At 66.7% G+C, this 24,396-nt stretch carries 16 protein-coding genes; 12 read left to right on the top strand and 4 right to left on the bottom strand.

Annotated elements, in window-relative coordinates; translation table 11 throughout:
* Positions 1 to 37 precede the first annotated feature (37 nt).
* Together HDG37_RS26215 and HDG37_RS26210 are read right to left on the bottom strand one after the other, a co-directional pair.
* Positions 38 to 1,570: a B12-binding domain-containing radical SAM protein gene (locus HDG37_RS26215; protein ID WP_184052520.1), complete on the bottom strand. Its 1,533-nt coding sequence runs from the start codon at positions 1,568 to 1,570 to the stop codon at positions 38 to 40.
* A gap of 49 nt (positions 1,571 to 1,619) precedes the next feature.
* The gene (locus tag HDG37_RS26210; protein WP_184052518.1) at positions 1,620 to 2,729 is read right to left on the bottom strand and encodes a hypothetical protein; all 1,110 of its coding nucleotides are present in this window, start codon (positions 2,727 to 2,729) and stop codon (positions 1,620 to 1,622) included.
* 592 nt (positions 2,730 to 3,321) lie between these two features.
* Between HDG37_RS26210 and HDG37_RS26205 the strand changes: the two genes are divergently transcribed.
* The 11 genes from HDG37_RS26205 (at position 3,322) to HDG37_RS26155 (ending at position 19,564) form a co-directional block, all read left to right on the top strand.
* Complete coding sequence (locus HDG37_RS26205; RefSeq protein ID WP_184052516.1) at positions 3,322 to 4,092, top strand: Coq4 family protein; 771 nt, start codon at positions 3,322 to 3,324, stop codon at positions 4,090 to 4,092.
* 17 nt (positions 4,093 to 4,109) lie between these two features.
* Positions 4,110 to 4,439 (top strand): phosphopantetheine-binding protein, encoded by a 330-nt coding sequence (locus HDG37_RS26200; protein ID WP_221312137.1) that lies wholly within the window; start codon positions 4,110 to 4,112, stop codon positions 4,437 to 4,439.
* Positions 4,440 to 4,546: 107 nt separating this feature from the next.
* On the top strand, positions 4,547 to 5,353 hold the full coding sequence (locus tag HDG37_RS26195; RefSeq protein WP_311541599.1) for a hypothetical protein: 807 nt from the start codon (positions 4,547 to 4,549) through the stop codon (positions 5,351 to 5,353).
* Between the two features lie 26 nt (positions 5,354 to 5,379).
* Positions 5,380 to 6,462, top strand: coding sequence for an SDR family oxidoreductase (locus HDG37_RS26190; RefSeq protein WP_184052512.1), 1,083 nt, complete (start codon positions 5,380 to 5,382; stop codon positions 6,460 to 6,462).
* Positions 6,463 to 6,480: 18 nt separating this feature from the next.
* The gene (locus tag HDG37_RS26185) at positions 6,481 to 8,142 is read left to right on the top strand and encodes a nucleotidyltransferase domain-containing protein (RefSeq protein WP_184052510.1); all 1,662 of its coding nucleotides are present in this window, start codon (positions 6,481 to 6,483) and stop codon (positions 8,140 to 8,142) included.
* A 15-nt stretch (positions 8,143 to 8,157) separates the two neighbouring features.
* On the top strand, positions 8,158 to 10,902 hold the full coding sequence (locus tag HDG37_RS26180) for a phosphoenolpyruvate synthase (protein WP_184052508.1): 2,745 nt from the start codon (positions 8,158 to 8,160) through the stop codon (positions 10,900 to 10,902).
* A 51-nt stretch (positions 10,903 to 10,953) separates the two neighbouring features.
* A complete protein-coding gene (locus tag HDG37_RS26175) occupies positions 10,954 to 11,943 on the top strand; it encodes a fatty acid desaturase (RefSeq protein WP_184052506.1) in 990 nt (329 codons plus the stop codon).
* Positions 11,924 to 13,645, top strand: coding sequence for a fatty acyl-AMP ligase (locus HDG37_RS26170; protein WP_260335012.1), 1,722 nt, complete (start codon positions 11,924 to 11,926; stop codon positions 13,643 to 13,645). The genes HDG37_RS26175 and HDG37_RS26170 overlap by 20 nt, the downstream gene beginning before the upstream one ends.
* Before the next feature lie 20 nt (positions 13,646 to 13,665).
* On the top strand, positions 13,666 to 14,754 hold the full coding sequence (locus tag HDG37_RS26165; protein WP_184052673.1) for an efflux RND transporter periplasmic adaptor subunit: 1,089 nt from the start codon (positions 13,666 to 13,668) through the stop codon (positions 14,752 to 14,754).
* Positions 14,751 to 18,002, top strand: a complete 3,252-nt coding sequence (locus tag HDG37_RS26160) for an efflux RND transporter permease subunit (RefSeq protein ID WP_260335010.1) — start codon at positions 14,751 to 14,753, stop codon at positions 18,000 to 18,002. Before HDG37_RS26165 ends, HDG37_RS26160 begins: the two co-directional genes overlap by 4 nt.
* A 2-nt stretch (positions 18,003 to 18,004) precedes the next feature.
* Positions 18,005 to 19,564, top strand: a complete 1,560-nt coding sequence (locus HDG37_RS26155; protein ID WP_311541598.1) for an efflux transporter outer membrane subunit — start codon at positions 18,005 to 18,007, stop codon at positions 19,562 to 19,564.
* Between the two features lie 34 nt (positions 19,565 to 19,598).
* Here HDG37_RS26155 and HDG37_RS26150 read toward each other — a convergent pair whose 3' ends face one another.
* Positions 19,599 to 20,387: a class I SAM-dependent methyltransferase gene (locus HDG37_RS26150; RefSeq protein ID WP_260335009.1), complete on the bottom strand. Its 789-nt coding sequence runs from the start codon at positions 20,385 to 20,387 to the stop codon at positions 19,599 to 19,601.
* A 290-nt stretch (positions 20,388 to 20,677) separates the two neighbouring features.
* On the opposite strand from HDG37_RS26150, the gene HDG37_RS26145 reads away from it, so the two are divergent.
* Positions 20,678 to 20,983: a hypothetical protein gene (locus HDG37_RS26145; RefSeq protein WP_184011883.1), complete on the top strand. Its 306-nt coding sequence runs from the start codon at positions 20,678 to 20,680 to the stop codon at positions 20,981 to 20,983.
* Between the two features lie 20 nt (positions 20,984 to 21,003).
* Here the strand turns inward: HDG37_RS26145 and HDG37_RS26140 are convergent, their stop codons facing one another.
* The gene (locus HDG37_RS26140) at positions 21,004 to 24,297 is read right to left on the bottom strand and encodes an adenylate/guanylate cyclase domain-containing protein (RefSeq protein ID WP_184052502.1); all 3,294 of its coding nucleotides are present in this window, start codon (positions 24,295 to 24,297) and stop codon (positions 21,004 to 21,006) included.
* Between the last annotated feature and the right edge of the window lie 99 nt (positions 24,298 to 24,396).

Here is a 24,396-nt window from a genome sequence, read left to right as displayed (position 1 = left end):
ACTGGATGACCGGCCGCTTCGGGCATCGCGCACCGCATCAGGCACTTTGCTCGATCGGCACAACCTCGATCGGTGCCCAATCCGCATCGCCGCCGGCCGCGGACGTGCGGTGACAACCGCGAGCGTCGTGGGCCGCTTCGAAGCGTTTCTCGATCCGGTTCAGGATCGACCAATACGCGCCCCGTTCGCCTTGCGCGATCGCTTCGACTAGCGCGTCGTTCGCGTTGTAGTTGAACAGACTCGCGTTGGTCCCGAAGAACCGCCGATCATTGCCGATCAGATCGGCAATGAATTGCTGCGGGTCCGGGCCCAATGCGGTCGGCAGATAGAACACCGGATGCAGCAGATCGTCGTTGCCTTCGATATGGCCGTGAAGATTCGGATTTCCGACGTGCAGGCCTTCGCGGCGAATCATCTGCTCGAGCTCGGTGCCAGGGAAAATCCTCAGCCCGACCGTCACCGAAACGCGCTCCGGATCGACCCGCTTGATGAACTCGATCGTCTCGCGCGCGGTTTCCTGCGTCTCGCCGGGGGCGCCGAACAGCAGCTCGATGATGTGCTCGAGGCCGTGGCGCTTCGCCGTATTGACCGCATGCTCGATGTCGTCGGCGCTAAAGGTGCGGCGCAGTATCTTCAGCATCGTTTCGCTGGCGGTGTCGACGCCGAAGTTCATGCCGACGCAACCGGCTGCTTTCATCGCGGCCGCGAGTTCATCGGGAAACGGCCGCGGCATCCCGTACGCATACCACTGGATTTTGCCGGCGAGCCCGTGCCGGATGATGGCCGCGCACAGCGCAAGAGGATGCGCGACGCTCAGATTGAATTCCGAGTCGTTGATGTGAAAGACGTTGACCCCACGTTCTTCGAGCGATGCCATCTCGGCGACGACATCATCGGGTTCGCGCATGCGCACCGTGCGGCCTTTAATCAGCGGCTCGACGCAATAGATGCAGGAGCGATTGCAACCGCGCTTCGTTTCGATGCCGATCTGGCCGCCTTTGGCGAAGTAGTGGGAGTTGTCGACCAGCTCGCGTTTGTGAGGCCCTATGCTGGCCAGCGGTCCGCATGCGTTCGGGGCGAGCGGCGTAGCGCGCACCCCGGCCGTATCGCGGTAGACCACGCCGGGTATGTGCGTGAAGCTCCCGCCTTCTTCGAGGCAGGTCAGCAGCTCGGGAAAGCTGAATTCGCCTTCCCTGACGATGCCGAAGTCGGCGTCGAGGTAAGCAAGCAGTTTTTCCGGCATCACCGAGTAGCCCGCGCCGCCCATCACGACCGGAACCGCGCGCGCGCGCCGAAGCAACGCGACGATGTCCCTGATTCTGTCGAGAAAGCTGTAGCCGCTGGAAAAATAGACGTCGTCGGTATTTCGCAGCGTCACCCCCCAGTAATCCGGCGCGGCGGTGCGGCAGTGCGCGGAAATGGCCGCCTCGCAATCGTCGGAGAAGCACAGGTCGAGCAAATCGAGCTCGAACCCGGCTCGCTCCATCGGCGCCGACAGGTAGTCGAACGCAATCGGCGCAATCGCCGGTTTGATCTGGTTCGTGTTGACGAAGGTGACGCGCTTGGCCATGTTCGATCAGTCTCGGTGGAAAGGTTCGCGAGGGCTCGCAGGAATGCGCCTAGACGGCGACGTCGATGGACATCTTCTGGCCCGCGCGGGCCACCGTCATCTCGCTCATGAAATCACTGAACCGATGCATCATCACCGCCGCGAGGTGCTTCGCCTTGTCCTCGCAGTCGGAGAATGCATAGAAGCCCGGACCCGCGCTGCTCATCCCCGCGTACACCGCGCCCTCGCGTTGCATCGTCTCGTCGAACTCACGCATCACGTCGGTCCGGAAAATGCCTTCGAGCACCTTCATGTTGCTCATGCTGTTGAGTTCCCAGCCGTGCTTCAGAAACGCGAACAGGTCGTTGCGATGCAGTGCCGGCCGCAACTTCTGTTCGATGAAGTTGCGCCACGCGGTGCCGTAGCGCTTCTGCCACTCGACAAAATGCGTCGGCACGAAGCCCGCCTCGGTGGTGCCGGACATGTCCGCGCCTTCGCCATGGGCGCGCAGCGCTTCGGTCGATAGCGTGTCGTAGTTGCCAACGGCGGTGGTCACCCACAGGTTTTCCGAACTCAGGTTGCCGAGAAAACGGCCGTTGCCGTGCTTCTCGTCGACCCAGACCAGACCGCCGAAGAACAGGCACGCTTCGCCGACGCCGGTCTCCAGTCCGAAATACACGTGCTCGTCATCCTTCGCGGTCTCGACGTAGTTGCGGGTGATCATTTCCCACATGTCGTGCGGCGAAAACGGTGAGCCGAACAACGCGTTCAAGCCGGCGAGCGTCGCGGTGTTGAACGAGACATTCGAGCCGAAGCCGCTGTGCTGGTGCTGGATGCTGCGCACCCGATCGACGCGGATGTCGTCACGTGCGTAGCCGACGGCCCGCTTGAACAACTCGAGCATGTGCCGCCCGCTCGGCACGTCGCAGCCGCCCTCGCCGTTGGTGGTCTTCGTGACGGTGATCCGGTGTCCGACCGTGCTCGTCGATACGCCGAGTCCGCCGCCGCCGAAGCCAGGCGCCATTTGCATAAAGTCGAATACCGCGAAGTGAAGGCGCCCTGGCACCGAGACCTCGGCACGATCGTAGCTCGGTACCGCGTCGCGCTCCCAGTGCGGCAACACAGTCAGATTCGCACCCGGCAGGAACTGCCCCGCTTTCGCCTTCCATGCCTGATTCATTGCTCTACCTCCATCCTCGTGAGTATTCCCAAGCGATACGTTTCGCGACCATCAATACGCACCACTCATTGTTCGCGCTCCTGGCGCACGGTTCGTGCCAGGCACGCTCTTGCAGTGCGACATGAGTCCTCGTCAGAAGCAATGACGCAAGCGGGCAGCCAGATTTCAAAGGGCAGCGCGATACATGCGCACGTTTAGATGTTTGGACGTCGGCATGCGTACCGGGCCGGCATCGAATGTCCCGCAGTCGATCTGCAACCAACAGATGCGCTTCACCTGTTGGCCCGGCACCGACATCCAGCAGGCTGCGACGGGCTCGCCCCGAACGTGCGTCGGCAAATCGCAGACTCCACTTCAATCGGCGCGAAACCCGCGCGGCCTTTTGAGATCTGGGCACTTCGGTCCGTTCTTGCAGGGAATGAGGACGACCTTCGTGCTGCCGACGCACGACTGGCATGAACCCTGCAAAAAGCATCCACAGTAGGTGGCCGGCCTGCCTCGATTCCTTCCTGCCGTAGCCGAACCCGAATCGCGAGGCACCGGTCGATTGCCACTCGTGACCCGCCCTCTTGATCTTTGCCGGGAGCCGCAGATGACAACAACCTTGAAGGACGACGCGCTGGCGCGACGCCACATCGATTGGCCGCGCGCCTTGCGGGCGATCAAGGCGTTGAGGGCGAACGTAGACGATATTCAGCATGCCTACGAAGTGATGATCGCGCTCGACGGCGGCCAGATGGAGACGATGTACCAGCGTTTTCTCGGCGAGCCCGGCGCCGGCGCGCTGCTTGCCGAGCAGCCGTCACTGCTCGGCACGCTCGCGGATTCCGACACGCTGCTGCGCTTGCCGCCGGGCTCGTTCGGCCGCGCTTACATGGCGATGATGGGGCACAGCGGCTACAGCGCCGATGGTCTGCTGCAGGCGAGCCGGCTGGCCGCGGGCCTCGAAGAAATCCTCCCCGGCCCGGACCGTCAGTGGTTCATCGAGCGCAGCGGCTGCATTCATGACCTGCTGCACGTGTTGACGGGCTATGGCCAGGACTGGGCCGGCGAGACCTCGCTTCTCGCATTCGACTGCGGGCTTGAACCGATGCGTGCGCGCATCGTCGGTCTGCTCGGCACCGCGTTGACTGCGCCGTGGTGGCCGAACTTCTGGGTCCATCGTTTTCTGCGCCGCGCGTGGCTGCGTGGCAAGCGCGCGCGCATTCCCCTTTCCTACCGCTGGGAAGAAGCGTTGCAGCGGCCACTCGAAGCCGTCCGCCTGGAGCTGGCGATCGAGCCTGTCGCGCTCGCGCATCCACAGGGCATCCTGGCCGGCGGCCAGACACTGCCGTGGCGCTACGCCGCGTCGAGCAACGCGTGAACGGAAAGGATCCCAGCATGGCCAGCACATCGAAAAATGCGTCGACGCGCAACACCGTATTCGGCGTCGTACGCACGCAGTTACTGCGCGTCTGCCGCGAGCATCAGCGCGACTTCAACACTGAGATTCGCCTCGACAGTTCGCTGATCGCAGATCTCGGCCTCGACTCGCTGTCGCTCGTCGAAGCGGTGGTCGCACTAGAGCAGGTGTTTGGCATCGAGCGTCTGCCGCTGGAAGCGTTGAACGAAGAACGCGCCGAAGCGTATTTCACGGTCGGATCGCTAGTGGACCTATGCATCCGGCACGCCGCCGTCCGTGTAGACGCCAATGAGGGGTTGCGCACATGAGCCCGCGCCTTTCGCTGGTCACCCCGCATGCGAGACGTGGCCGGCTCGCCACTGCGGCAGCCGCGTTCGGCCACACGCTCGGTCGCATGCCGCTGGCGGCAGAGGCGGTGCCGATCGCCGGCGCGTTCGTCTGCTCGCTGCTGCTATACGGACGGATAGCCGGCGTCGCCATTGAACCGGGCTGGCGCTTGCTGGCCGGTCTTGCGTCGTTTTTTTTGCTGTTCATCCAGCTTCGCCTGATCGACGACCTCGACGACCTCGAACGCGACTATCCCGCCGGGCACGCGCTGTTGGCGCGACGCGAGGCGCGACGCACACGCCTCGTCGCCAGCCTCGCGGCAAGCGCGATCCTGCTCGTTGCGCTGAACACCGGCATGGGGCACGCGAGGACGGCCGCCGCTGCCGCCACCGCACTGGCCTTCGCCGCGCCGTTCGTCTTCAAGCGGCTGCTCCCGACCCACCCGCTGCTGTGCCTACCCGTTTTCGAGGGTGCGGCCTTGGCCATCTTCATGTACGGCTTTTTCTTGTGGCGCGACGTTGCTGGGCGCGAACTGAGCTTCTACGTCGTGGTGTGCGTAGCGGGTTCGATGTGGACCGGCTACGAATTCTGGAAGTTCTCGCGCAAGGTCGGCACCACCGCACTGCAGCCCTATCTCCTGTCGGCGCGCGCCATTCGGGTCGCGCTGAATGCCCTGCTGATTCTGGCGCTCGGCATCAACGTGTCGCTCTCGCGCCTGGCAAGCCTGTCGCAAACGTATTCGATCTATGCCGCAACGCTGCCGCTCGTGTGGCTCGTCTGGCTCAACGCGAGCTGGCCGGGCCCCGCGAGCAGACCGGGCCGGCCACGCTGGGCTGGCACCCGCTTCATCGTCGCCGTCGAGCTCGGACTGCTGGCCGGGCTTCTCCTCAAATGACACGCAACCCTGGATGGTCACCCACGATGGATAAGCACGTTCTCGTCACCGGTGCGCGAGGTCTGTTGGGCGCCGAAGTGATCGCCCGGCTGACGGCAATGGGGTACCCGGTCGTCGCATTCCTGCGCTCCGATGGACCGGTTGTCCGCAACGACGGCACACCGCTCGCGGCAACAACGTACGGCGGCCACACACCCGCTGCCGGAACCTTCGCATGTGTGCGGGGCGACGTCGCCGAGTCGCGGCTTGGACTCGATCCGCACACCTACGAGGCACTGCGCGCGGCAACGGGCGCGATCGTCCACTGTGCCGCGCTAACCAGCTTCGGGCGCAAGCCCGAGGTCTACGACGCGATCAACTTTCGCGGCACCGAGCGCATCGTCGAGTTCGCGCAAGGTAGCGGCGACGCGCCGATTCCGCTGCTCTACGTGAGCACCGCCTATGTCTGCGGCGAGCGCCCCGGCGTGTTCAGCGAGGACGATCTCGAGCTCGGTCAGCGTCTGGGCAACCCGTATGAGCAGAGCAAGTACCGCGCGGAACAGTCGGTGCGAGCGGCGATGCGCAGCGGTCTGCCGGCGGCGGTGCTGCGCCCGTCGATCATCGTCGGCGACTCGGCGAGCGGCGTGATCCGCAAGTTCGACACGCTATACACCGTCGTGCGCCTGACGGCCGCGGGACTCGTGCGCACGATGCCGGGCGACTACGGGGCGACGCTGAACATCGTGCCGATTGACTGGGTCGCGGACTGCGTCGTCGAAGCGCTGGCGAAGTTTCCGCTCGTGCGCGGACGCACGCTGCATCTGACCTCGGGCACGCCGACGACGCTGCGCGAAATCAATGACGTCTGCGCGGAGTTTCCCTCGTTTCACGTGCCTCGCTATGTGCCGCGGCATGTCTTCGACGCCGCCGCGATGAAACCGCTCGAGCGGCGTTACTACGACGAGGTCGTGAAACTGTACGAGTCGTACCTGACTCGCCAGGTGCGCTTTGCACGCGACGCGACCGCCGCGATCCTGCCGGCCCTGCCTCGGGCGACGGGCAAAACGCTGCTGCGCAGGATCTTTCGTTACGGGATCGCGGCGGGCTACTTCGTGCCGCGCACGGCTTGACGCTCAGGGAGCCTAACCATGTTGATGACTGATCCGATGCTCGCCGAGCTCTGGCAAAAAGCGCGGGCCGCGCTCGGCGCCCAGTTCGAACAGCGGGCACCGAGCGCCGTGTTTCTCGAAGGCTCGATCGCCGAAGGCTTCGGCAACGAGCGCTCCGACGTCGACTTCGTCGCGATCGTCGATAGCGGGCTAGAGCCAGCCACGATGCCGTACATCCTGTTCATCGACGGCCGGCGCGTCGAGGTCAGGTTGCTGAGTCCGGCGCGGCTGCGCCGCGAACTTGCGCAGGTTCGCGCAGCGCTCGGCAAAGGCCGGCGCGCGGTCGCGCGCCTGTCGTGGAATCTGCTCGAACGGTGCCAGCGCTTTATCGGCGCGCTGCCGATCGACAACCCGGCGTTGATCGAGACGCTGCAAGCGGCGCTTGGCCGCGAGGCGCTCTGCGAGGCGGTGGCGCTGTGGTTCGAGGATTTCGCGCGTCAGACCGGCCGTTATGCGGTGGCGATGTTCGCGCTCGGCGAGCCCGACTACGCACGCGCCTGGATCAGGACCGCCGCGTTTCATGCGGCGAAGAGTCACGTGGCGCGCCTCGGCGAGTGCTACATGAGCCCGAAATGGCTGTCGCTGCAACTCGAACGCGCGACCGTCGACGCCGGCCGCGTCGGCCGTCTGTGGAGCCTGCTGCACGCGCCGCGCGAGCATGGCGCCGAAAGCGGGTTCCTCGCGGCGGGGGTCGCGCTGATCCGCGAGTTCGGCGTCAACGGTGTGAGCCTCATGGCCGACAAGGTGCTGATCGGCCCCGGCAAGGACACGACGACCTGGCAGATCGGCGAACGGGTCCACGTGCTGCGAGGTAGCGACGTCTTTGCGCTCGACGACGAAGCGGCCGAGGCCTGGCGAGCGATCACCTTCGACACGCCATGCACGGCCATCGCCAGCCGTGGCGACGCGCAAGCGGCGAGCCGGCAGCGCGCGCTGATCGCGGACTTCAGCCGGCTGGGTCTCGTCAGCCTGCGCTGGAAGGGCAGCGGAGAAATCCACGCACGTCAGCAGGCGACGTCGACGCCGGCGTCGCGCGCGCCGTTGATTTCGATCGACGGCGCGCGCCTCGCGGGCGGCCGCGCGAGCGGTGCCCAGTTGCTGCCGATGCCCGCCGGGCGCTTCGCCGAAGCTGGTCTCGAGATCATCTGGGCCAACATCGGTCTCGAGAACGCGCGCGAGGATGCCCAGGGCGCACTCCAGCGCGGCCAATGGAAGGTGCTCGAGTACGCGCTGCAACGGATGATGCAGACCGCCTGCATGGTCACGCTCGGGGCGCACGGCGTGACCCCCCAGTCGACGATGGAGGAAGCGACGCTCGACGCGATTCGGCTGCTGCCGCTCGATGCGGCGCTGATCGACGGCATCCGCGAACTCGAACAGTGCTCGATCGGATCGGCTCGCGATGCACAGCGTTACGTCCCGCTCGCCGATGAACTCGCGCAGCGTCTGCGCGACCTCGGCGGCGACCCGCAGTTTCCGGCGAGCTTCGATACGGCGTCGGGCTGGCGCGGAACGATCCACGCCGCCTACGACTGGATCAACCTCGGCGCGCATCTGCACGCGCGCTTTCCGCAGACCGCTCACGGCGGGCGCGGTACAGCCGAGGAAGCAAGAGACCTGCTCGCTTCGTCGAGCACCTGAGCAACGGGGACCTCAATGACTTTCGACACCACTACGCGCGCACGCGGCGAATTCGAATCGGCCGAAAGCGGTGCCGCCCCGACAGCATCGCCACGCCTGATCCTGAGCGCGGCGAGTCCGGCCGAAACGATCGAGCGGCTCGCCGGCAACAAGGGACGATCGCTCCATCGGCTTGCGAACCTCGGCGTGGCGGTGCCGCACTGGGCGATTCTCGGCACCGACTGGTTCGCGCAGTTCCGCCGCGACGGCGGCCTCGATCAGACCATCGCCGCGCTATTGCGCGACTTCACGCCTGCGAACGCCGCCGCGATCGCGAGCGCGATCCGCGAGGCCGTGCTGACATGCGACATCAGCGCCGCGTTGCGCGCCGACATCGCACGCGCGCACGACATCATTGGAGACGGACCGCTCGCGGTGCGCTCGTCCGGCATCGAAGAAGACAGCGCCAGCTTCTCGTTCGCAGGCCAGTTCGACACGTTCCTCGACGTCCGCGGGCTCGACTCGACGCTCGAACACGTACGCCGGTGCTGGGCTTCCGCGTATTCCGAGCGCTCGCTGCGCTACCGGCATCAGCACGGACTCGATATCGCCGGCGCCGGAATGGCCGTGATCCTGCAGCGCCTCGTTCAGGCGGACACGAGCGGCGTCGTGTTCACGCTCAACCCGGCCAACGGCAACCGCGACGAGCTTGTGCTGAGCGCCGTCTACGGGCTCGGCGAGGGACTCGTGTCGGGCGCGGTCGACGCCGACACGATCACCGTGGACCGCCACACCGGACAGCTCAAGCAGGTGGTGATCGGTGAAAAACACGAGCGTCATGACGGCCGCCACATCCGCGAGGTGCCGGCCGCGCTGCGCGACGCAGCGGCCCTCTCTAACGACGAGATCGAGCGCGTCGTGGCGGCGGCCCGCACGCTCGAAAGCGAGCTCGGCGAGCCGCTCGATATCGAATGGTGTATCGCGGAGCACCAGCTGTGGATTCTGCAGGCGCGCCCCGTGACCACGCCGATCGCACCGGCCCCATCGCGGACCGGCGAATTTCAGCTGTGGGACAACTCCAACATCGTCGAGAACTATCCCGGCGTGACGACGCAACTGACCTTCACCTTCGCGCAGCACGTCTATGCGCAGGTGTTCCGCGAGTTCTGCCGGTTGCTCGCGATTCCGCACAAGCAGCGCCGCGAGATGGATGGCTTCCTCGGCTCGACGCTCGCGTTCCTGAACGGGCGCGTGTACTACAACCTGCTGCACTGGTACAAGCTTTCCGGGCTCGCGCCGTTCCAAAACCTCGGGCGCAAGATGATGGAAGTCCAGATGGGCGTCGACGAGCCGCTCGATCTGGCGAGCTTCGCCGCGCTGATCGCGCCGTACCAGACCGGCTCGCGCGCCGGACTCGCCTGCATCCGGGCCTTGAGCGGCACGAAGTTCGCGTGGCACTTCGCGCGTCTCGCGCGCAACGTCGAGCGCTTCCGCGCGTTTTTCTATCCGGTCTACGACGAGTTCAACGCGCTCGACTATCGCTCGCTTCCCGCCGACGCCGTCTATGCGCACTACTGCCGCTTCGAGCAGGCGCTGCTAGCACGCTGGGGCATGATGATCGTGCTCGAGTCGGCGATCGGTCTCAGTTACGGCGTCGTCCGGCGACTGATCAAGCGGTGGATGCCCGGTGCGCCCGACTGGCTCGAAGTGGCGGTGATCGGCGGCATGGACGACATCGAGTCGCTCGAGCCGGTCCGCAGGCTGAGCGCGATTGCGCAAGCCGTGCGGGCGAAGCCTCAGGTCGAAGCGCTGATCCGCAGCACGCCGTCTGCCGTTGCGTATGCGGCGCTGCGCGGATGCGGCGCGCCCGAGATCGTCGCCGACATCGAGCGCTACCTCGCCGACTTCGCGTACCGCAGCAACAACGAACTGAAGCTCGAAGAGCCCGATCTGCGCGAAGACCCGGGCGTGCTGTTCGATATGTTGAAGGCCGCGCTCGCGCATGGTGCCGCGTCGATCGATCGCAGCGCCACCGAAGCGCGCATCGACGCGTTACTGCGTGAGCGGCTCAATCCGCTGCAGCGCTGGATTTTTGCACGCGCGCGCGGCCGCGTGCGCGCCGCGATCCGGGCGCGCGAGACCGTGCGCTTTTGCCGTTCGCGCGCGTTCGGGGTCGCGCGCCGGATGTTCCGCGCAATCGGCGAGGGTCTCGCCGCCGACGGCGTGCTGGCGACGGGCCGCGACATCTTCCATCTGCGCCTCGAGGAAATCCGCGGGTGCTTCGAAGGCACCGTCTCCCACCGCGAACTGCGCCCGCTCATCGAGCAGCGCAAGCGCGACGATGCCAGCTATCGCGACATGGCTGACCTGCCGCCACGCTTCGTCACGCATGGCCCGGTGGCGGCCTGGCTCAGCAACCCGGCGAACCTCGCCGCGTTGCGCGCGGCGCCTGCCCACGCGGCCGGCACGACGCTGCGCGGCACGCCCTGCTCGCCGGGCTTCGCCGAAGGACGGGCGAAGGTCGTGCGCGAAGCGAACGAGTTCGACGGCGGCATCCTCGTCACCTATCGGACCGACCCCGGCTGGGTGCCCGTATTCGCGTCGGCGACCGGACTGCTGATCGAGCGTGGCAGTCCGTTGACCCACGCCGCGATCGTCGCCCGCGAAATCGGCATCCCGACCATCGTCCAGATTCCGGGCCTCACCACGCGCGTGCAGTCGGGCATGCAGCTCAAGGTCGATGGCCATAGCGGCGTGATCGAGCTGCCCGAGCCGACCTGACATGAATTGACCGCCCGTTGACCACTGAAACCGCCCCTGAAGGAAACCACCATGTACCGCCTGCTCAACGATCGTCGCGACCTGCCGCATCTGCGGCTCTACCTCCAGTGCGCGCTGATATTCATTCCCGCCGCAGCCGTGCTGTTTGGGCTCGGCCGCTTTCCCTGGTGGCTGGGCGTTGCATACGTGCTGGTCTGGAACGCGTTCGGCGACCGTTTCACGATGAGCTACCACTGCACGCTGCATCGGCGGCTCTTCAGGAAGCAGTACCGGGCGCTCGAGATCCTGCTCGACTGGGGGCTGTGTCCGTTCTTCGGTCAGACGCCGGGCACGTTCTATGTCCATCACATGGGCATGCATCACATCGACGACAACCTGCCACGCGACCTGAGCTCCACGATGCGATTTCAGCGCGATAGCGTCATCGGCTTTCTGCACTACTACCTGCGCTTCGCCGCGCTGGTGCCGCTCGATCTGTCCGTCTATCTGTGGCGCTCGCGCAATACGAAGCTGATCAGGCAACTGCTCGTGGGTGAGGTCGCGTTCTACGCGGCGGTTGCCGCCGCCGCGTACTGGAACCTGCGGGCGACGCTCGTCGTGTTCGTGTTTCCGTTCGTGTTCGTGCGGCTGATGATGATGATCGGCAACTGGGTCCAGCACGCGTTCATCGACCCCGATCAGCCTGACAACCCGTACACGAGCAGCACCAATACGATCGACTCGCGTTTCAATGCGCGCGTCTTCAACGCCGGTTATCACATCTACCACCACGTCCGCAAAGGCACGCACTTCAGCGAGCTCACGAAGGAATTCGCGGCGAACCTCGAGAAGTACGGTCGCGAGGACGCGGTCGTGTTCGATCGCATCGACATCGCGCAGATCTGGCTGCTGCTCGTCACGCGCCAGCACCGCAAGCTCGCCGCGCATTTCGTGCGCTTGCCGGGCGCGCCGGAGCGCAGCGACGACGAGGTGATCGCGCTGCTGCGCCGCCGTCTGCAGCCGATCCGCGACTGGACGCCCGTTGCTTCGCTCGATCACTGAATCTAGATTACCTGACCGGGGACCCCTCACCATGGACCAGACGCTAGTCGATGCCGTTGCAGCGCTGCCGCGCGGCGACGCTCGAGGCCTTCGCTTCGTCTCCACGCACGGCGACGAGCACTACTATCCTTACGAGGCGCTCGAACGCGAGGCGCGCAACCACGCGAAAAAGCTCGTGGCACTGGGGCTGAACAAGGGCGAGCGCGTGGCGCTCGTGGTCCTCGACCCGGAAGCGTTCATCCTGAGCTTCCTCGGCGCCTCGTTCGCCGGTCTCGTCCCGGTACCGATATTTCCGCGCGGAAGCCTGAACTTCAGGACCCGCACACGTTACGCCGAAACCGTCAGTCACATCGTGCGCTCGGCAGGCGCCCGGATGCTGCTCACGTCGACCTCGACAAGAGAGACCATCGAGGACGTGCTCGCCGTCGACACCGGTCTCGAACGTATCGTGACCATTGAAGCGCTGCTCGACGGCGAGCCGCCCGAGTGCGATTTGCCCACGCCGCATCCCGATGACCTGTGCTTCCTGCAATACACGTCGGGCAGCACGTCGCTGCCGAAAGGCGTGATGGTCACGCATCGCAATCTGGTCGCGAATGCGACAGCGTTCCTCGGACCCCGCGGCATCGATCTGCGCGAGCAGGACGTCTATGTCAGCTGGCTGCCGCTGCACCACGACATGGGGCTCATCAGCGTGCTCGGCGCGCTGATCTGCGACTTGCCGTGCGTGCTGCTGGCAACCGAAGCGTTCGTGCGCCGGCCCGGTCTCTGGCTGGAGGCGATCACGAAATACCGCGGCACCATCAGCTTCGCGCCGAACTTCGCGTACGCGCTCGCCGCTCGCCGTAGCCGCGACCAGGACCTCGAGGGCCTCGATCTGCGACGGCTGCGCGTCGCCGGCTGCGGTGCCGAGCCGATCAACGCGCAAGCGCTGCGCCAGTTCTGCACGCGCTTCGAGCCGGCCGGTTTTCGTGCCGAAGCGCTGCTGCCGTGCTACGGGATGGCCGAAGCAACCCTCGCGATCACGTTTCACGACCACGGCCAGCCGCTCGTTACCGACGTCGTCTATGCGGCCGCGCTAGGGCTTGGTCGAGCGATACCGGCTGCGCGTGATAACGGCTTACGCACCATCGAACTGGTCGGCTGCGGCCATTGCTTTCCCGGCCACGAGTTGCGGATCGTCGACGAATCCGGGCGAGCGTTGCCCGAACGCTGCGTCGGCGAAATCGTCACGCGCGGGCCCAGCATCACCGTGGGCTATTACGGCCAGGCCGACGCGAGCGCCGACGCGTACCGCGACGGCTGGCTGCAGACCGGCGATCTCGGCTACCTCGCCGGCGACCAGCTGTATATCTGCGGCCGCAGCAAGGACCTGATCGTCATTCATGGCTCGAACCTCTATCCGCAGGACATCGAATGGGCGGTGGCCGAGTTGCCGAGCGTGCAAAGCCGCGGCGTCATCGCGTTCAGCGTGATGCGCAACGGCGACGAGACACTGGTCGTCTGTGCCGAGGGCAAGCCGGCGGAGGCCACGGCGCTGCGGCGTGCGATCGCGCAGAAGGTCGCCGAATGCGCGGGCCTGCAGGTCGGTCACGTCGCGATCGTGCAGGCGGGCAGCTTGCCGCGGACCTCGAGCGGCAAGGTGCAGCGCCGCCGGACCAAGGCACAGTTCGAAGCCGGCGAGCTGGAGGAACACTCGTGAGCAAGCGCTGGCGCGAGATCATGCTGACGCTGTCGGGCGCGCTCACGCTCGCCGCCTGTCACGCGAAAGAAGCCGAGGTGACGCTGCCGCGCCCGGTCATCGCCGTGGTCGTGCACCGGGACAGCAAGCCCGTGCTCGCGACGCTGCCGGGCGAAGTCAATGCACGCTATGCGACGCCGCTGTCGTTTCGCATCGCGGGCAAGCTGATCGAGCGGAAGGTGCGGCTCGGCGATACGGTCACGGCCGGCCAGGCGATCGCGCGGCTCGATGCCGACGATGCGCAACGCAGCCTCGCGAGCGCGCAGGCCCAATTGATGGCGGCGCAGCATCGGCTCACCTTCGCCGAGCAGCAACTCGATCGCGACCGGGCCCAGGCGCAGGAACAGCTGATCTCGACAGCGCAGCTCGAGCAGACCCAGGATGCGTATGTGGCGGCCTCCGCGCAGCGCGATCAGGCGCTACAACAGTTCGCGCTGCTGAAGAATCAGACGCAGTACACGGTCCTCACGGCGGACCATGCCGGCGTCATCACCGCCGAAGACGCCGATACCGGGCAGAACGTCGCGGCGGGACAAGCGGTCTACCATCTCGCCTGGTCCGGCAAGGTCGATATTCTCTGCGACGTGCCCGAGAGTCTGCTGAACGCGCTAGCGATCGGCAGCGCGGCCAGCGTCTCGCTGCCGGCCGCCACGGGCAGACGCTTCACGGCACACGTGCGGGAGCTGTCGCCGGCCGCGGACCCCGGCAGCCGCACCTATCGCGCGAAACTGACGCTCGATGCGCCAGGCCCCGAGGTCCGCCTCGGCATGACGGCCACCGTCACGTTCGCCGCCGCGGCCGGCGAGGCGCAAGCGGACGACCCGATCACGCTGCCCGCCAGCGCGCTCTTTCACGACGGCAACGCGCCGGCCGTCTGGGTCGTTCGGCCGGGCGACCAGGCGCTGGAACTGCGCCGGGTCCAGGTTGGCCGCTACGACGACCGCACGATCTCGGTCGCGCGAGGCCTCAACGACGGGGAGCGCGTCGTGCTGCAAGGGGTGCATACCGTCAGCGCCGGCGAAACCGTGCGCGCGGTAGCGCCGTTGCATCCCGAGGACTTCGCATCATGAGAGCGCCGTTCGGCCAGGGGCCCGACGGAGCGGGCGGACCCGGCGGACCCGGTGGAGCGGGCGGACCGCGGCGGCCGGCAGCGGACGATACCGGCCGCTTCAATCTGTCCGCGTGGGCGATCCGTAACCAGGCGCTGGTCATCTTCGCCGTCGTGCTCGCGACGCTGTTCGGTGTGCTCGCCTATTCCCGGCTCGGACAATCCGAGGACCCGCCGTTCACGTTCCGCGCGATGGTGATCCGGACCTTCTGGCCCGGCGCGACCGCACGCCAGGTCGAGGAACAGGTGACCGACCGGATCGGCCGCAAGCTGCAGGAAACGCCTCATCTCGACTACCTGCGCAGCTACTCGCGTCCCGGCGAATCGCTGATCGTCTTCACGATGAAAGACTCCGCGCCGGTGAACGAAGTGCGCGAGACGTGGTACCAGGTACGCAAGAAAATGGCCGACATCGCGGATACGCTTCCGCCCGGCGTGCGGGGGCCGTACTTCGACGACGAGTTCGGCGACGTCTACACGAACATCTATACGCTCGCCGGCGACGGGTTCTCGCCGGCGCAATTGCACGACTATGCCGACGAACTGCGCGGCGTGCTGCTGCGCGTGCCCGGGGTCGCGAAAGTCGATTATTTCGGCGACCCCGACGAGCACATCACGATCGAGATTCCCAATGCGCAATTGACCCGGCTCAGTATCACGCCGCAACAGCTCGCGCGGGCGATCAACGCGCAAAACGCGGTCACGCCGAGCGGCACGCTGACCACCGCGTTCGACCGCGTGTACGTGCGTCCGAGCGGCCAGTTCACCGACCTGAAGGCGATGGCCGACACGCTGATCGACATCAATCACCGCCTGGTTCGTCTCGGTGACATTGCCACGATCAGGCGCGGCTACGACGATCCGCCGGTCTCGCAGGTTCGCACCGGCGGCCGCGCGGTGCTCGCCATCGGCATCACGATGCAGGCTGGCGGCGATGTGATTCAGCTCGGCAAGCGGCTCGATGCGCAGACAGCGGAATTGCGTGCGCGTCTGCCCGCGGGGCTCGAACTCGTCGAGGTGTCGAGCATGCCGCACGCGGTCTCGCATTCGGTCAACGGTTTTCTGCGGGCCGCCGCCGAAGCGATCGTGATCGTGCTGGCCGTGAGCCTCATCTCACTGGGCTGGCGCGCCGGCGTGGTGGTGGCGATCTCGATCCCGGTCGTGCTCGCGGTCACCGCGCTATGCATGAACGGCTTCGACATCGGCCTGCACAAGATCTCGCTCGGCACGCTGGTCCTCGCGCTGGGCCTGCTCGTCGACGATGCGATCATCGCGGTCGAGATGATGGCCGTGAAGCTCGAGCAGGGCTGGGGCCGCACGAGGGCCGCGGCGTTCGCCTACAGCAGTACCGCATTTCCGATGCTGACGGGAACCCTCGTCACGGTGGCGGGATTCCTGCCGATCGCGCTGGCGAAATCGGCCACCGGCGAATACACGCGCTCGATCTTTCAGGTGTCCGCGATTGCGCTGATCGCTTCGTGGTTCGCGGCGGTCATGCTGATTCCGTTGCTCGGCTATCACCTGCTACCCGAACGCAAGGACACCGCACGCGAGACGCCTCGGCGCGCGCTTCGCAAGCTCCGCCGGCGCGACGACGCGCAGACGCGCCGGACCCCGGTGGCGGCGCCGCGCGCCAGCCGCTTTCATGACCGCCTGCGCGACTGCATCGCGTGGTGCGTGAAGCGGCGCCTCGTCGTGCTCGGCGTCACGGCCGCCTTGTTCGTTGCCGCGTTGGCCGGCTTCGCGTTCGTGCCGCAACAGTTCTTCCCGAGCTCCGAGCGGCCCGAACTGCTCGTCGACATGCGGCTGCCCGAAGGCGCGTCGTTCGAAGCGACGCTGCGCGAAGCCGCGCGCCTCGAAAAGACGCTGGCCGGCCGGCCCGAGATCGATCATCTGGTCGACTTCGTCGGCGCGGGCGCACCGCGCTTCTATCTGCCGCTCGACGTGCAGTTGCCCCAGCCCAACTTCGCGCAGCTCGTGATCACCGCGAAGTCCGTCGACGACCGCGCAAAGCTCGAACGCTGGCTCGCGAGCATGCTGCCAAACAGCTTTCCCGCCGTGCGCGCGCGCGTTTCGCCGCTCCAGACGGGCCCCTCGGTCGGCTATCCGGTGCAGTTTCGCGTCAGCGGAAGCGACCTCGCCACCGTGCGGGAGATCGCGGAAAAGGTCGCGGCGACGATGAAAGCCGATGCCCGCACAACGGGCGTCCATTTCGACTGGGACGAACCCGGCGAACGCTCGGTGCGCTTCGAGATCGACCAGCAGAAGGCGCGCGAGCTCGGCGTCACCTCGGAAGACGTGGCGAGCTTCCTCGCCATGACGCTGTCGGGCTATACGTTCACGCAGTACCGGGTCCGCGACCGCTTGATCAGTGTCGACCTGCGCGCGCCCCAGCGCGAGCGGGTCGACCCCGACGAGATCGTGAACCTCGCGATGCCAACGCCGAACGGCCCGGTGCCGCTCGGCGCGCTCGCTCACCTGAACAACGAACTCGAATACGCGGTGATCTGGGACCGCGACCGTCAACCGACGATCACGGTGCAGGCCGACGTGCGCGGCAACGCGTTGGATATCGACGTGACCCAGGCGATCGATCGGACGCTCGCGCCGCTACGCGCGTCGCTGCCGATCGGCTACCGGATCGAGACCGGCGGCGCGGGCGAGATCAGCGGCAAGGCGCAGGCGTCGGTGATCGCGCAGCTTCCGCTGATGCTCGTCGTGGTGCTGACGCTGCTGATGATTCAACTGCGCAGCTTCGCGCGCGTGCTGATGGTCGTGCTCACCGCGCCGCTCGGGCTCATCGGCGTGGTCGCCGCACTGCTGCTGTTCGGCAAGCCGTTCGGCTTCGTGGCGATGCTCGGCGTCATTGCGATGTCCGGCATCATCATGCGCAACTCGGTGATTCTGGTCGATCAGATCGAACGCAATATCGCCGCGGGCCAGGGGCGCTTCGATGCGATCGTCGGTGCCACTGTCCGACGCTTCCGCCCGATCATGCTGACCGCCGCGGCGGCCGTGCTCGCGCTGATCCCGCTGCTGCATTCGGCCTTCTTCGGACCGATGGCGACCGCACTGATGGGCGGCATCACGGGCGCCACGGTGTTGACGCTGTTCTTCGTTCCCGCGCTGTACGCGACCGCGTTCAAGGTGCGGCACTTCGAACGCGGTGTGCGAACCGCGACCCTGACAATCGAATCTACGTGGAGCTGATCGTGAGCACAGACTGTAACCCCGTCGACGGGCCAGCGCTCGCGAGCGCGCCGCATTTCGCCGGCGCGCCGGGTCGAACGCGGGCAGCGGCGATCCATGATTGGCGCGCGGCGTTCGGCGCGGCCGCGACGATCGCGCTTGGCGCATGCTCGTTCGGTCCGGGCGGCGAGCCGCCCGCGATGCCCTCTCCCACCCATTACGGCGTCGAGCCTCAGCCCGCGCAAACGGTCGCCGCGCTTGGTGTCGCGCAGCACTTCACCACCGGCGCGCAGCCTGTGCCGCAATGGTGGCGGATGTTCGAATCGACAGCGTTGAATGACCTCGTCGAAGAAGCTTTGCGCAACAGCCCGACCCTCGCTGCCGCCGACAAGCACCTGGCCGCCGCGCACGAACAACTGCGGGCGCAGATCGGCGCCTCGCTGCTGCCGTCGGTCGATCTGGTGGGGCAGGCCTCGCGCGGGCGCGATCTTGGCATTCCGGTCCCCGGCGGCCCGAATACGCTGCTTTACAACGAGTTCATCGGCGTAGTCCAGGCGCAATATACGTTCGACCTGTTCGGCGCGGTGCGTAAAGCCAACGCGGCCCGATCAGCGCGTGTCGAGATCGACGCGTATCAACGCGAAGCCGCGCGCCGCGCACTGGCCACCAACATCGTCACGGCGACGATCGCGGCGGCGATGTTGCGCGCCGAGATCGACGCGACCGAGCGATTGATCGCGCTTGCGGGCGATCAGGCTCACGACACCGAACGGCATTACGAACTCGGATCGCTGACGCGCGGCGACGTGTCGACTGCCCGGCAAAGCATCGCCGCGCTCGAGGTCAGCGTGGCCGATCTGCGGCAACGGCTGACGGTGACGAGACATGCGCTTGCGGTGCTGCTCGGCCGCACGCCCGACGCGGCGCCGCCCGAGCCCGAGCTGGCGAGCCTGCACTTGCCGCAGGACCTGCCCGTCGTGCTGCCATCGGACCTGTTGCGCGCGCGGCCCGATATCGCGGCCGCCGAGTCGGCGCTGAAAGCCGCCGCAGACGACGTCGGCGTCGCGACGGCACAGCTGTTTCCGAGCCTGACGCTGAACGCCTCGATGGGACAAGGCGGCTTCAACTGGCCGCTCGCGCTGTCGGGCGCAGGCGCGATCTGGAGCATCGCCGCGACGATGTCGCAAGCGCTTTTTCATGGCGGCGCCCTCGTTGCCCAGCGGCGCGCGGCAATCGACACCTACGAGGCCGCCGTGTTCGAGTACAAGCAGACCGTGCTGGCGGCGTTCGAAAACGTCGCGGACACGCTTGCGTCGCTCGAACACGACGCGCAGGCGCTCGACGCAGCGAGCGGCGCTGCCCGTGAGGCACGCGAGGCGTTCGAGGATGCCACGTCACGTCACCGGCTCGGCGCGCTGCCCGCTGCATCCGCCCGCGGCGGCGAGCAGCAGTACGAAGCAGCGAGGCTCGAAGAAATCCGCCTGATCGGCCGGCGCCTGGCCGATACGGCGACGCTGTTTCAGGCGATGGGCGAGCTGCCGGCGGGCAGCAGCCAGACACCTGACCATCTGGCCGGCAAGTGATCGGCCCCCCGCTGCCGACGGCGCCCGCTTGCGTTCAGCCGGCGCGTCCGCGCGGAACGCCCACAAGGTAAGTCAGACCGATCGGCGAGCCGTGCACCGGCAGTGTGCCGATGTCCCATTCGAAGCTCTGCTGGTCCGGGATACTCGCCACCATCTCATGCAATTCGTCGGGGTTGTAGATGCGCAGCATCGACACGATGCCGTCGAACACACACAGCAGCGGGATAGCCGGCAGCACATAGGTGAGCGCTAGTCGCGACCAGCGAAACGGTCGGATCAGCGGAGTCAGCGCTAGCATCATCAGCGGCATCGCCAGGATGAACACGATACCGAGCACCCTTTGGTCGGCACCCTCGACGATGACGATCGCGCGACGCTTCATCACCGCGTCGGCGAGGATCGCCCGCGCATCGTCCGGCCGGAAATGGTGGAAAGCGTTGAACATCGTGCGCACACCGTCGAATCCCGATGGCACGTCCATCGCGTCCACCGGTTCGCTCACATAGGTGACGCGGCCGGCTGCCCCGGCGGATACGCGCTCGCACGCGGCGCGATTGGGATAGAAGTCGGTCAGCTGCACCGTCACGCGTCCGGACTGCGCGAGCAACGGTGCCAGCGTCTGCCACGGGCCGCCGCCGCCCGAGCACAGATCGACGATCCGGTCGTTGCCGACCCGCCGCATCGCTTCGCGCAGCTTGTCCGCGATGACGTTGAAGCCCTTGAGGGTATTCGCCAGGAAATGCAGCCAGTCCGTCCCGCCGTCACGGATCGCCCGTGGGCACCACGGCTGGTCTTCGATTTCGAGCAGATGCAGGCGTCGCATGATCACGCGGGCAACCGAGGTAACTGAAAACCGGCGGATTTCATAACGTGCCCTGGCAGTGTGCAACCGGGTAGACAGAGAAGGCCTGCACGCTAAACACCGCGCCTGTCAGCCTTCGCGAGCGGCAACTTACTACCGAAGTTAAACGAGCCAACGCGTGGGCTTCTTAACGACGTCAGTCGACTATACGCTGAGCCGCGCCGACGACGTTAGCGGTTCGCATCCTGCATAATGACCACGCATGAGGATTTACCCGCATCATCCGCCGGACGGCGGCCGGGAGACGAGCGATGCAAAACGACAGACCGCCGCCGCGGCGGGTGACATATGAGAAAGGGATCCGGATCGGCGGCCCCGGCTGGTTCGGCCGGTTGCTGGCCGTCGCCCTGAGCGCGATCCTGTTCGTGGTGGCCGCGATGCTGTCGATCGTGCTGTTCGCCGTGCTGTTCGCGGTCGGCACGATCGTCGTCGGGTATCTGTGGTGGAAGATGCGCGCGTTGCGCCGGCAGACGGTCGCGTATGGCGACGACGCCCGCACCATCGACATGGAGGTCGTCCACAAGGACCCGCCCGACGACGATTCCGCGCCACGCTGAGGATCGGCTACGCGCGTGTCTCAAGCCGCAAGGGCCGCTTCGACCGCGCTTACGTAATGGCGAAAGCCGGCCTGCTGCAGCGCCTCTCGCAGTCGCAGCAGTTCATGTCGCGTGGCTTCGCTGAGCGGCGCCTGAAGCGCGAGTGCAAGCGCACGGCCACGCGCCGCGAAAAGCTCGGACCACGGCAACGGTTCGCGCTGTGTATAGGCCTCGAGTGCGTCCACGTAGTGCAGCATGCCAGCAGGATCGCCCGCCCCCAGCATCGCTTCGACGGCGTCGCGGTAAAACCACAGGTGATTGTGGCCGACCGCGCCGAGGCGCAACAGCGCCTCGCCTTCAGCCAGTAGCCGCGTACGCTCGCCGTTATCGTCAACCGCGCGGCTCAGTGCGCTCAAGGCCTTTGGCCCGGAAAACTGAGTCCCTACCTCGCGTGAGATGGCGAGTGCTTCGCGCAGCGCCACTACTGCTTCACTACGGCATCCTTGGTCCAGTAACAGGCGACCCTGCATCTCCAGATTCTGCGCTTCGAAGCGGCGCGCACCCAATTGCCGGATCACACGCATTTCCTGCACCAGATGCTTGCTGGCCGCCTGCGCATCACCCAGTTCCTGGCAGGCGAACACCCCCAGCGTCTCCCCCAGCAATTGCGCGCGAGGCTGCCCGATCAACTCGGCGGCGCGGGCGGCGGCGCTTGCGTCCTCGCGAGCCTGACTTGCGTCGTTCAGGTAAATGCGGCTGAAGCCCTGCATCGACAGATTGGCAACCTCGATGCGGCCGAACCCGTGTTCGCGGCTCATCGCTACGCATTCGCTGAAATGATGGAACGCCGTCCGCATGCGCCCCTGCGCATACGCCGCATCCGCCAGGCCGCCGAGCGCGCGAGCCTCTGCCTCGGGCAGACCGAGGCGCCGCGCGTAGCCAAGACCGCGCTCATGCTCGGCGCTGCAGGCGTCGATCTTGCCGAGCGGAAAGAGAATGTTGCCGCGCAGATAGTGGAGGCTTGCAAGCTCCGCCAGCCGGTTGTCTCGCTCGGCGATCTTTTGCGCTTGCGCGAGTAAGCCGAGTGCTTCGTCGAGACCCTCGCTGACACGCAGACCTTCCGCGAGCCCGAGTTGGCAATCGCATCGGGCGGCGTCGTCGGCGGCGGCGGCGAGTGCGGTGCGGTACGTCACGATCGATCCTGCGATGTCGCCCAGGTCGCGCTGAAGTTCGCCCTTGCAGCAGCTCAGTGCATGGCGGTCTGCGTCCGACTGCGCGATTTCGATGCCGCGCTCGGCCAGCCGCAGCGCGGCTTCGAAACGATGGGCGGCACGCTGTGCGGCCGCCGCGCCCAGGTAGGCGTGCGGCGCGTGCTCGTCTTCGGCGCGGTCGAGGTGCTGGGCGTACAGCGTGACATCGCTCTGTGCGAACCATTCGGCCGCGCGCAGATGAAGTTCACGGCGGCGCGCGCGCAACAACGTCGAGTAAGCGCTCTCCTGGATCAATGCGTGGGCGAACAGGAAGTCCTCGCCTTCCGGCAGCACGAGTGCATTGACGAGCAGGCCGTCGCAGACGTAGCCAGGATCGTCCGCCAGCTCTCGCAGCAGCGCGAGGTCGAAACGCTGACCGATCACGGCGGCCGCCTGGAACGCCAGGCGGTCACGGGGCGCGAGCCGGTCCATCCGCGCGAGCACGAGACTGCGGATCGACGCGGGCACGTTGCCGCCGCTGCCTTCTTCGGCGTTGCGCAGCAGTTGTTCGAGAAACAACGGGTTGCCGCCCGCGCGCTCGATGCAGGCCAGCGCGACGCGCTGGGTCGCATCGATGAAATTGCCCGCCAGGCTCAAAGCCTCGTCCTTGCGAAGCGGTCCGAGATCGATCGTGGCGAACGGGGTGTCGCGGCAACGTGCGCGCCAGCCTGCATCGATCGGATCGCCTTCCACGCGCGAAGTCGTGACCAGCAGGCCCGTGCCGTTGGCAATGCCCGACGCGAACGCCGACAGGTAGCCGATGACTTCGGAATCGGCCCAATGCAGGTCTTCGACGACGATGAGCGTCGCCGCATGGGCGCAAGCGTCCTCGGTCAGCCTCACGGCGAGCGCCTGCTTGCCGCGCTTGCGCGCGCCGTGGTCCATGGCCTCGTAGATGGTTTGCCATTCGGCGCTCTGCGGGAGATCGAGGAAGTCGTGCAGAAACACGATCTGCCCGGCCTTGACGATACCTTGGGTCGCGACCTGCGCGGCGGCGGCCTGCCGCGCTTCACTCGATGCACCGGCCGGTAAGCCGAGCAGGCTTCCAATGATGGTCCGCACCGGATCCTGGCCCTTGCCGACGCCGAAATCGAGCACGAGGCTCCGATGGAGCGTGAAGCCCTGCGCCTGCGCATGGCGGCGCATCTCGTCGACGAGCCGCGTCTTGCCGATCCCGGCTTCGCCCCGCACATGAACGACATGCCCTGCGCGCCTTGCCATGCACGCATGAAGGATGCCGTGAAACTGTTCGAGCTCGGCTTCGCGTCCGACGAAGCGGCTGCGGCTCGTCCTGACGGGCTCGCTGCCAAGCGCGACGAGCCGCCATGCCCGCACCGGCGTGTCGATGCCCTTGAAGCGCCGCTCGCCGATTGCTTCGCAACTGGCGGCGTCGCCGAGCGTGCGCGCCGCGTCGTCGGATATCCAGGTTTCGCCGGCGGCCGCGGCTGCCACGAGCCGAGCGGCCAGGTTCACCGGATCGCCATGCACGGTGTAGTCCTGCGCGTCGGCGCGGCCCAGCGCGCCCGCGATGACCTCGCCACTCGCCATGCCGATATGCGCCTGCAACGGCCGCCCGGTCTGCGCGGCCAGCCGCGCCAGGCCGTCGTGAATGTCGAGAGCGGCACGGGCGGCGCGCAGCGTGTCCGTCTCGTGCGAGCGGGGCGCGCCAAACAGCGCCATCACCGCGTCGCCGATGTGCTTGTCGATCGTGCCGCCATAGGCGAGCACGATCCCGTCGACCAGCGCAGTGTAGCGTCCGATCAGCGCGCGCAAGTCTTCGGGATCGAGCGAGCGCGACAGCATCGTGTAGCCGCAGAGATCGGCGAACAGAATCGTGACCTGCCTGCGCTCGTCCGCGGGCACGTCGTTGTCGGCGGAGGTCTGGGACGGTAGCGGCGCGGCCGCCGTTAGGGCGCCTGCCGCCGCGGCCAGAATGCGCTTACGGTGGCCGAGCGACTGTACCCCCAGCTCTTTCAGGTCGACGTCGGTCAGTTGCCCGAGCAGCGACATGTCGATGTCGTTTGCCGCGAACGCGTGGGCGTACTGCTCGAGCCCGAGGTCCCGCAGCCATTTCTCGATATCCATATTCGTCGCCCCGCCTCCGATGCGTGGCCCCGCGGGCAAAAGCTATGACGAATAGCGCGCGTGCCGGCCGCCGGTGTGAACGGCTCCGGAACTGCATGG

The sequence above is a fragment of the Paraburkholderia sp. MM5384-R2 genome, assembly GCF_014201025.1.
Lineage (GTDB): Bacteria > Pseudomonadota > Gammaproteobacteria > Burkholderiales > Burkholderiaceae > Paraburkholderia > Paraburkholderia tuberum.
The sequence above is the reverse complement of the archived record's forward strand: the minus strand, read 5'-3'. Positions and strand labels throughout refer to the sequence as shown.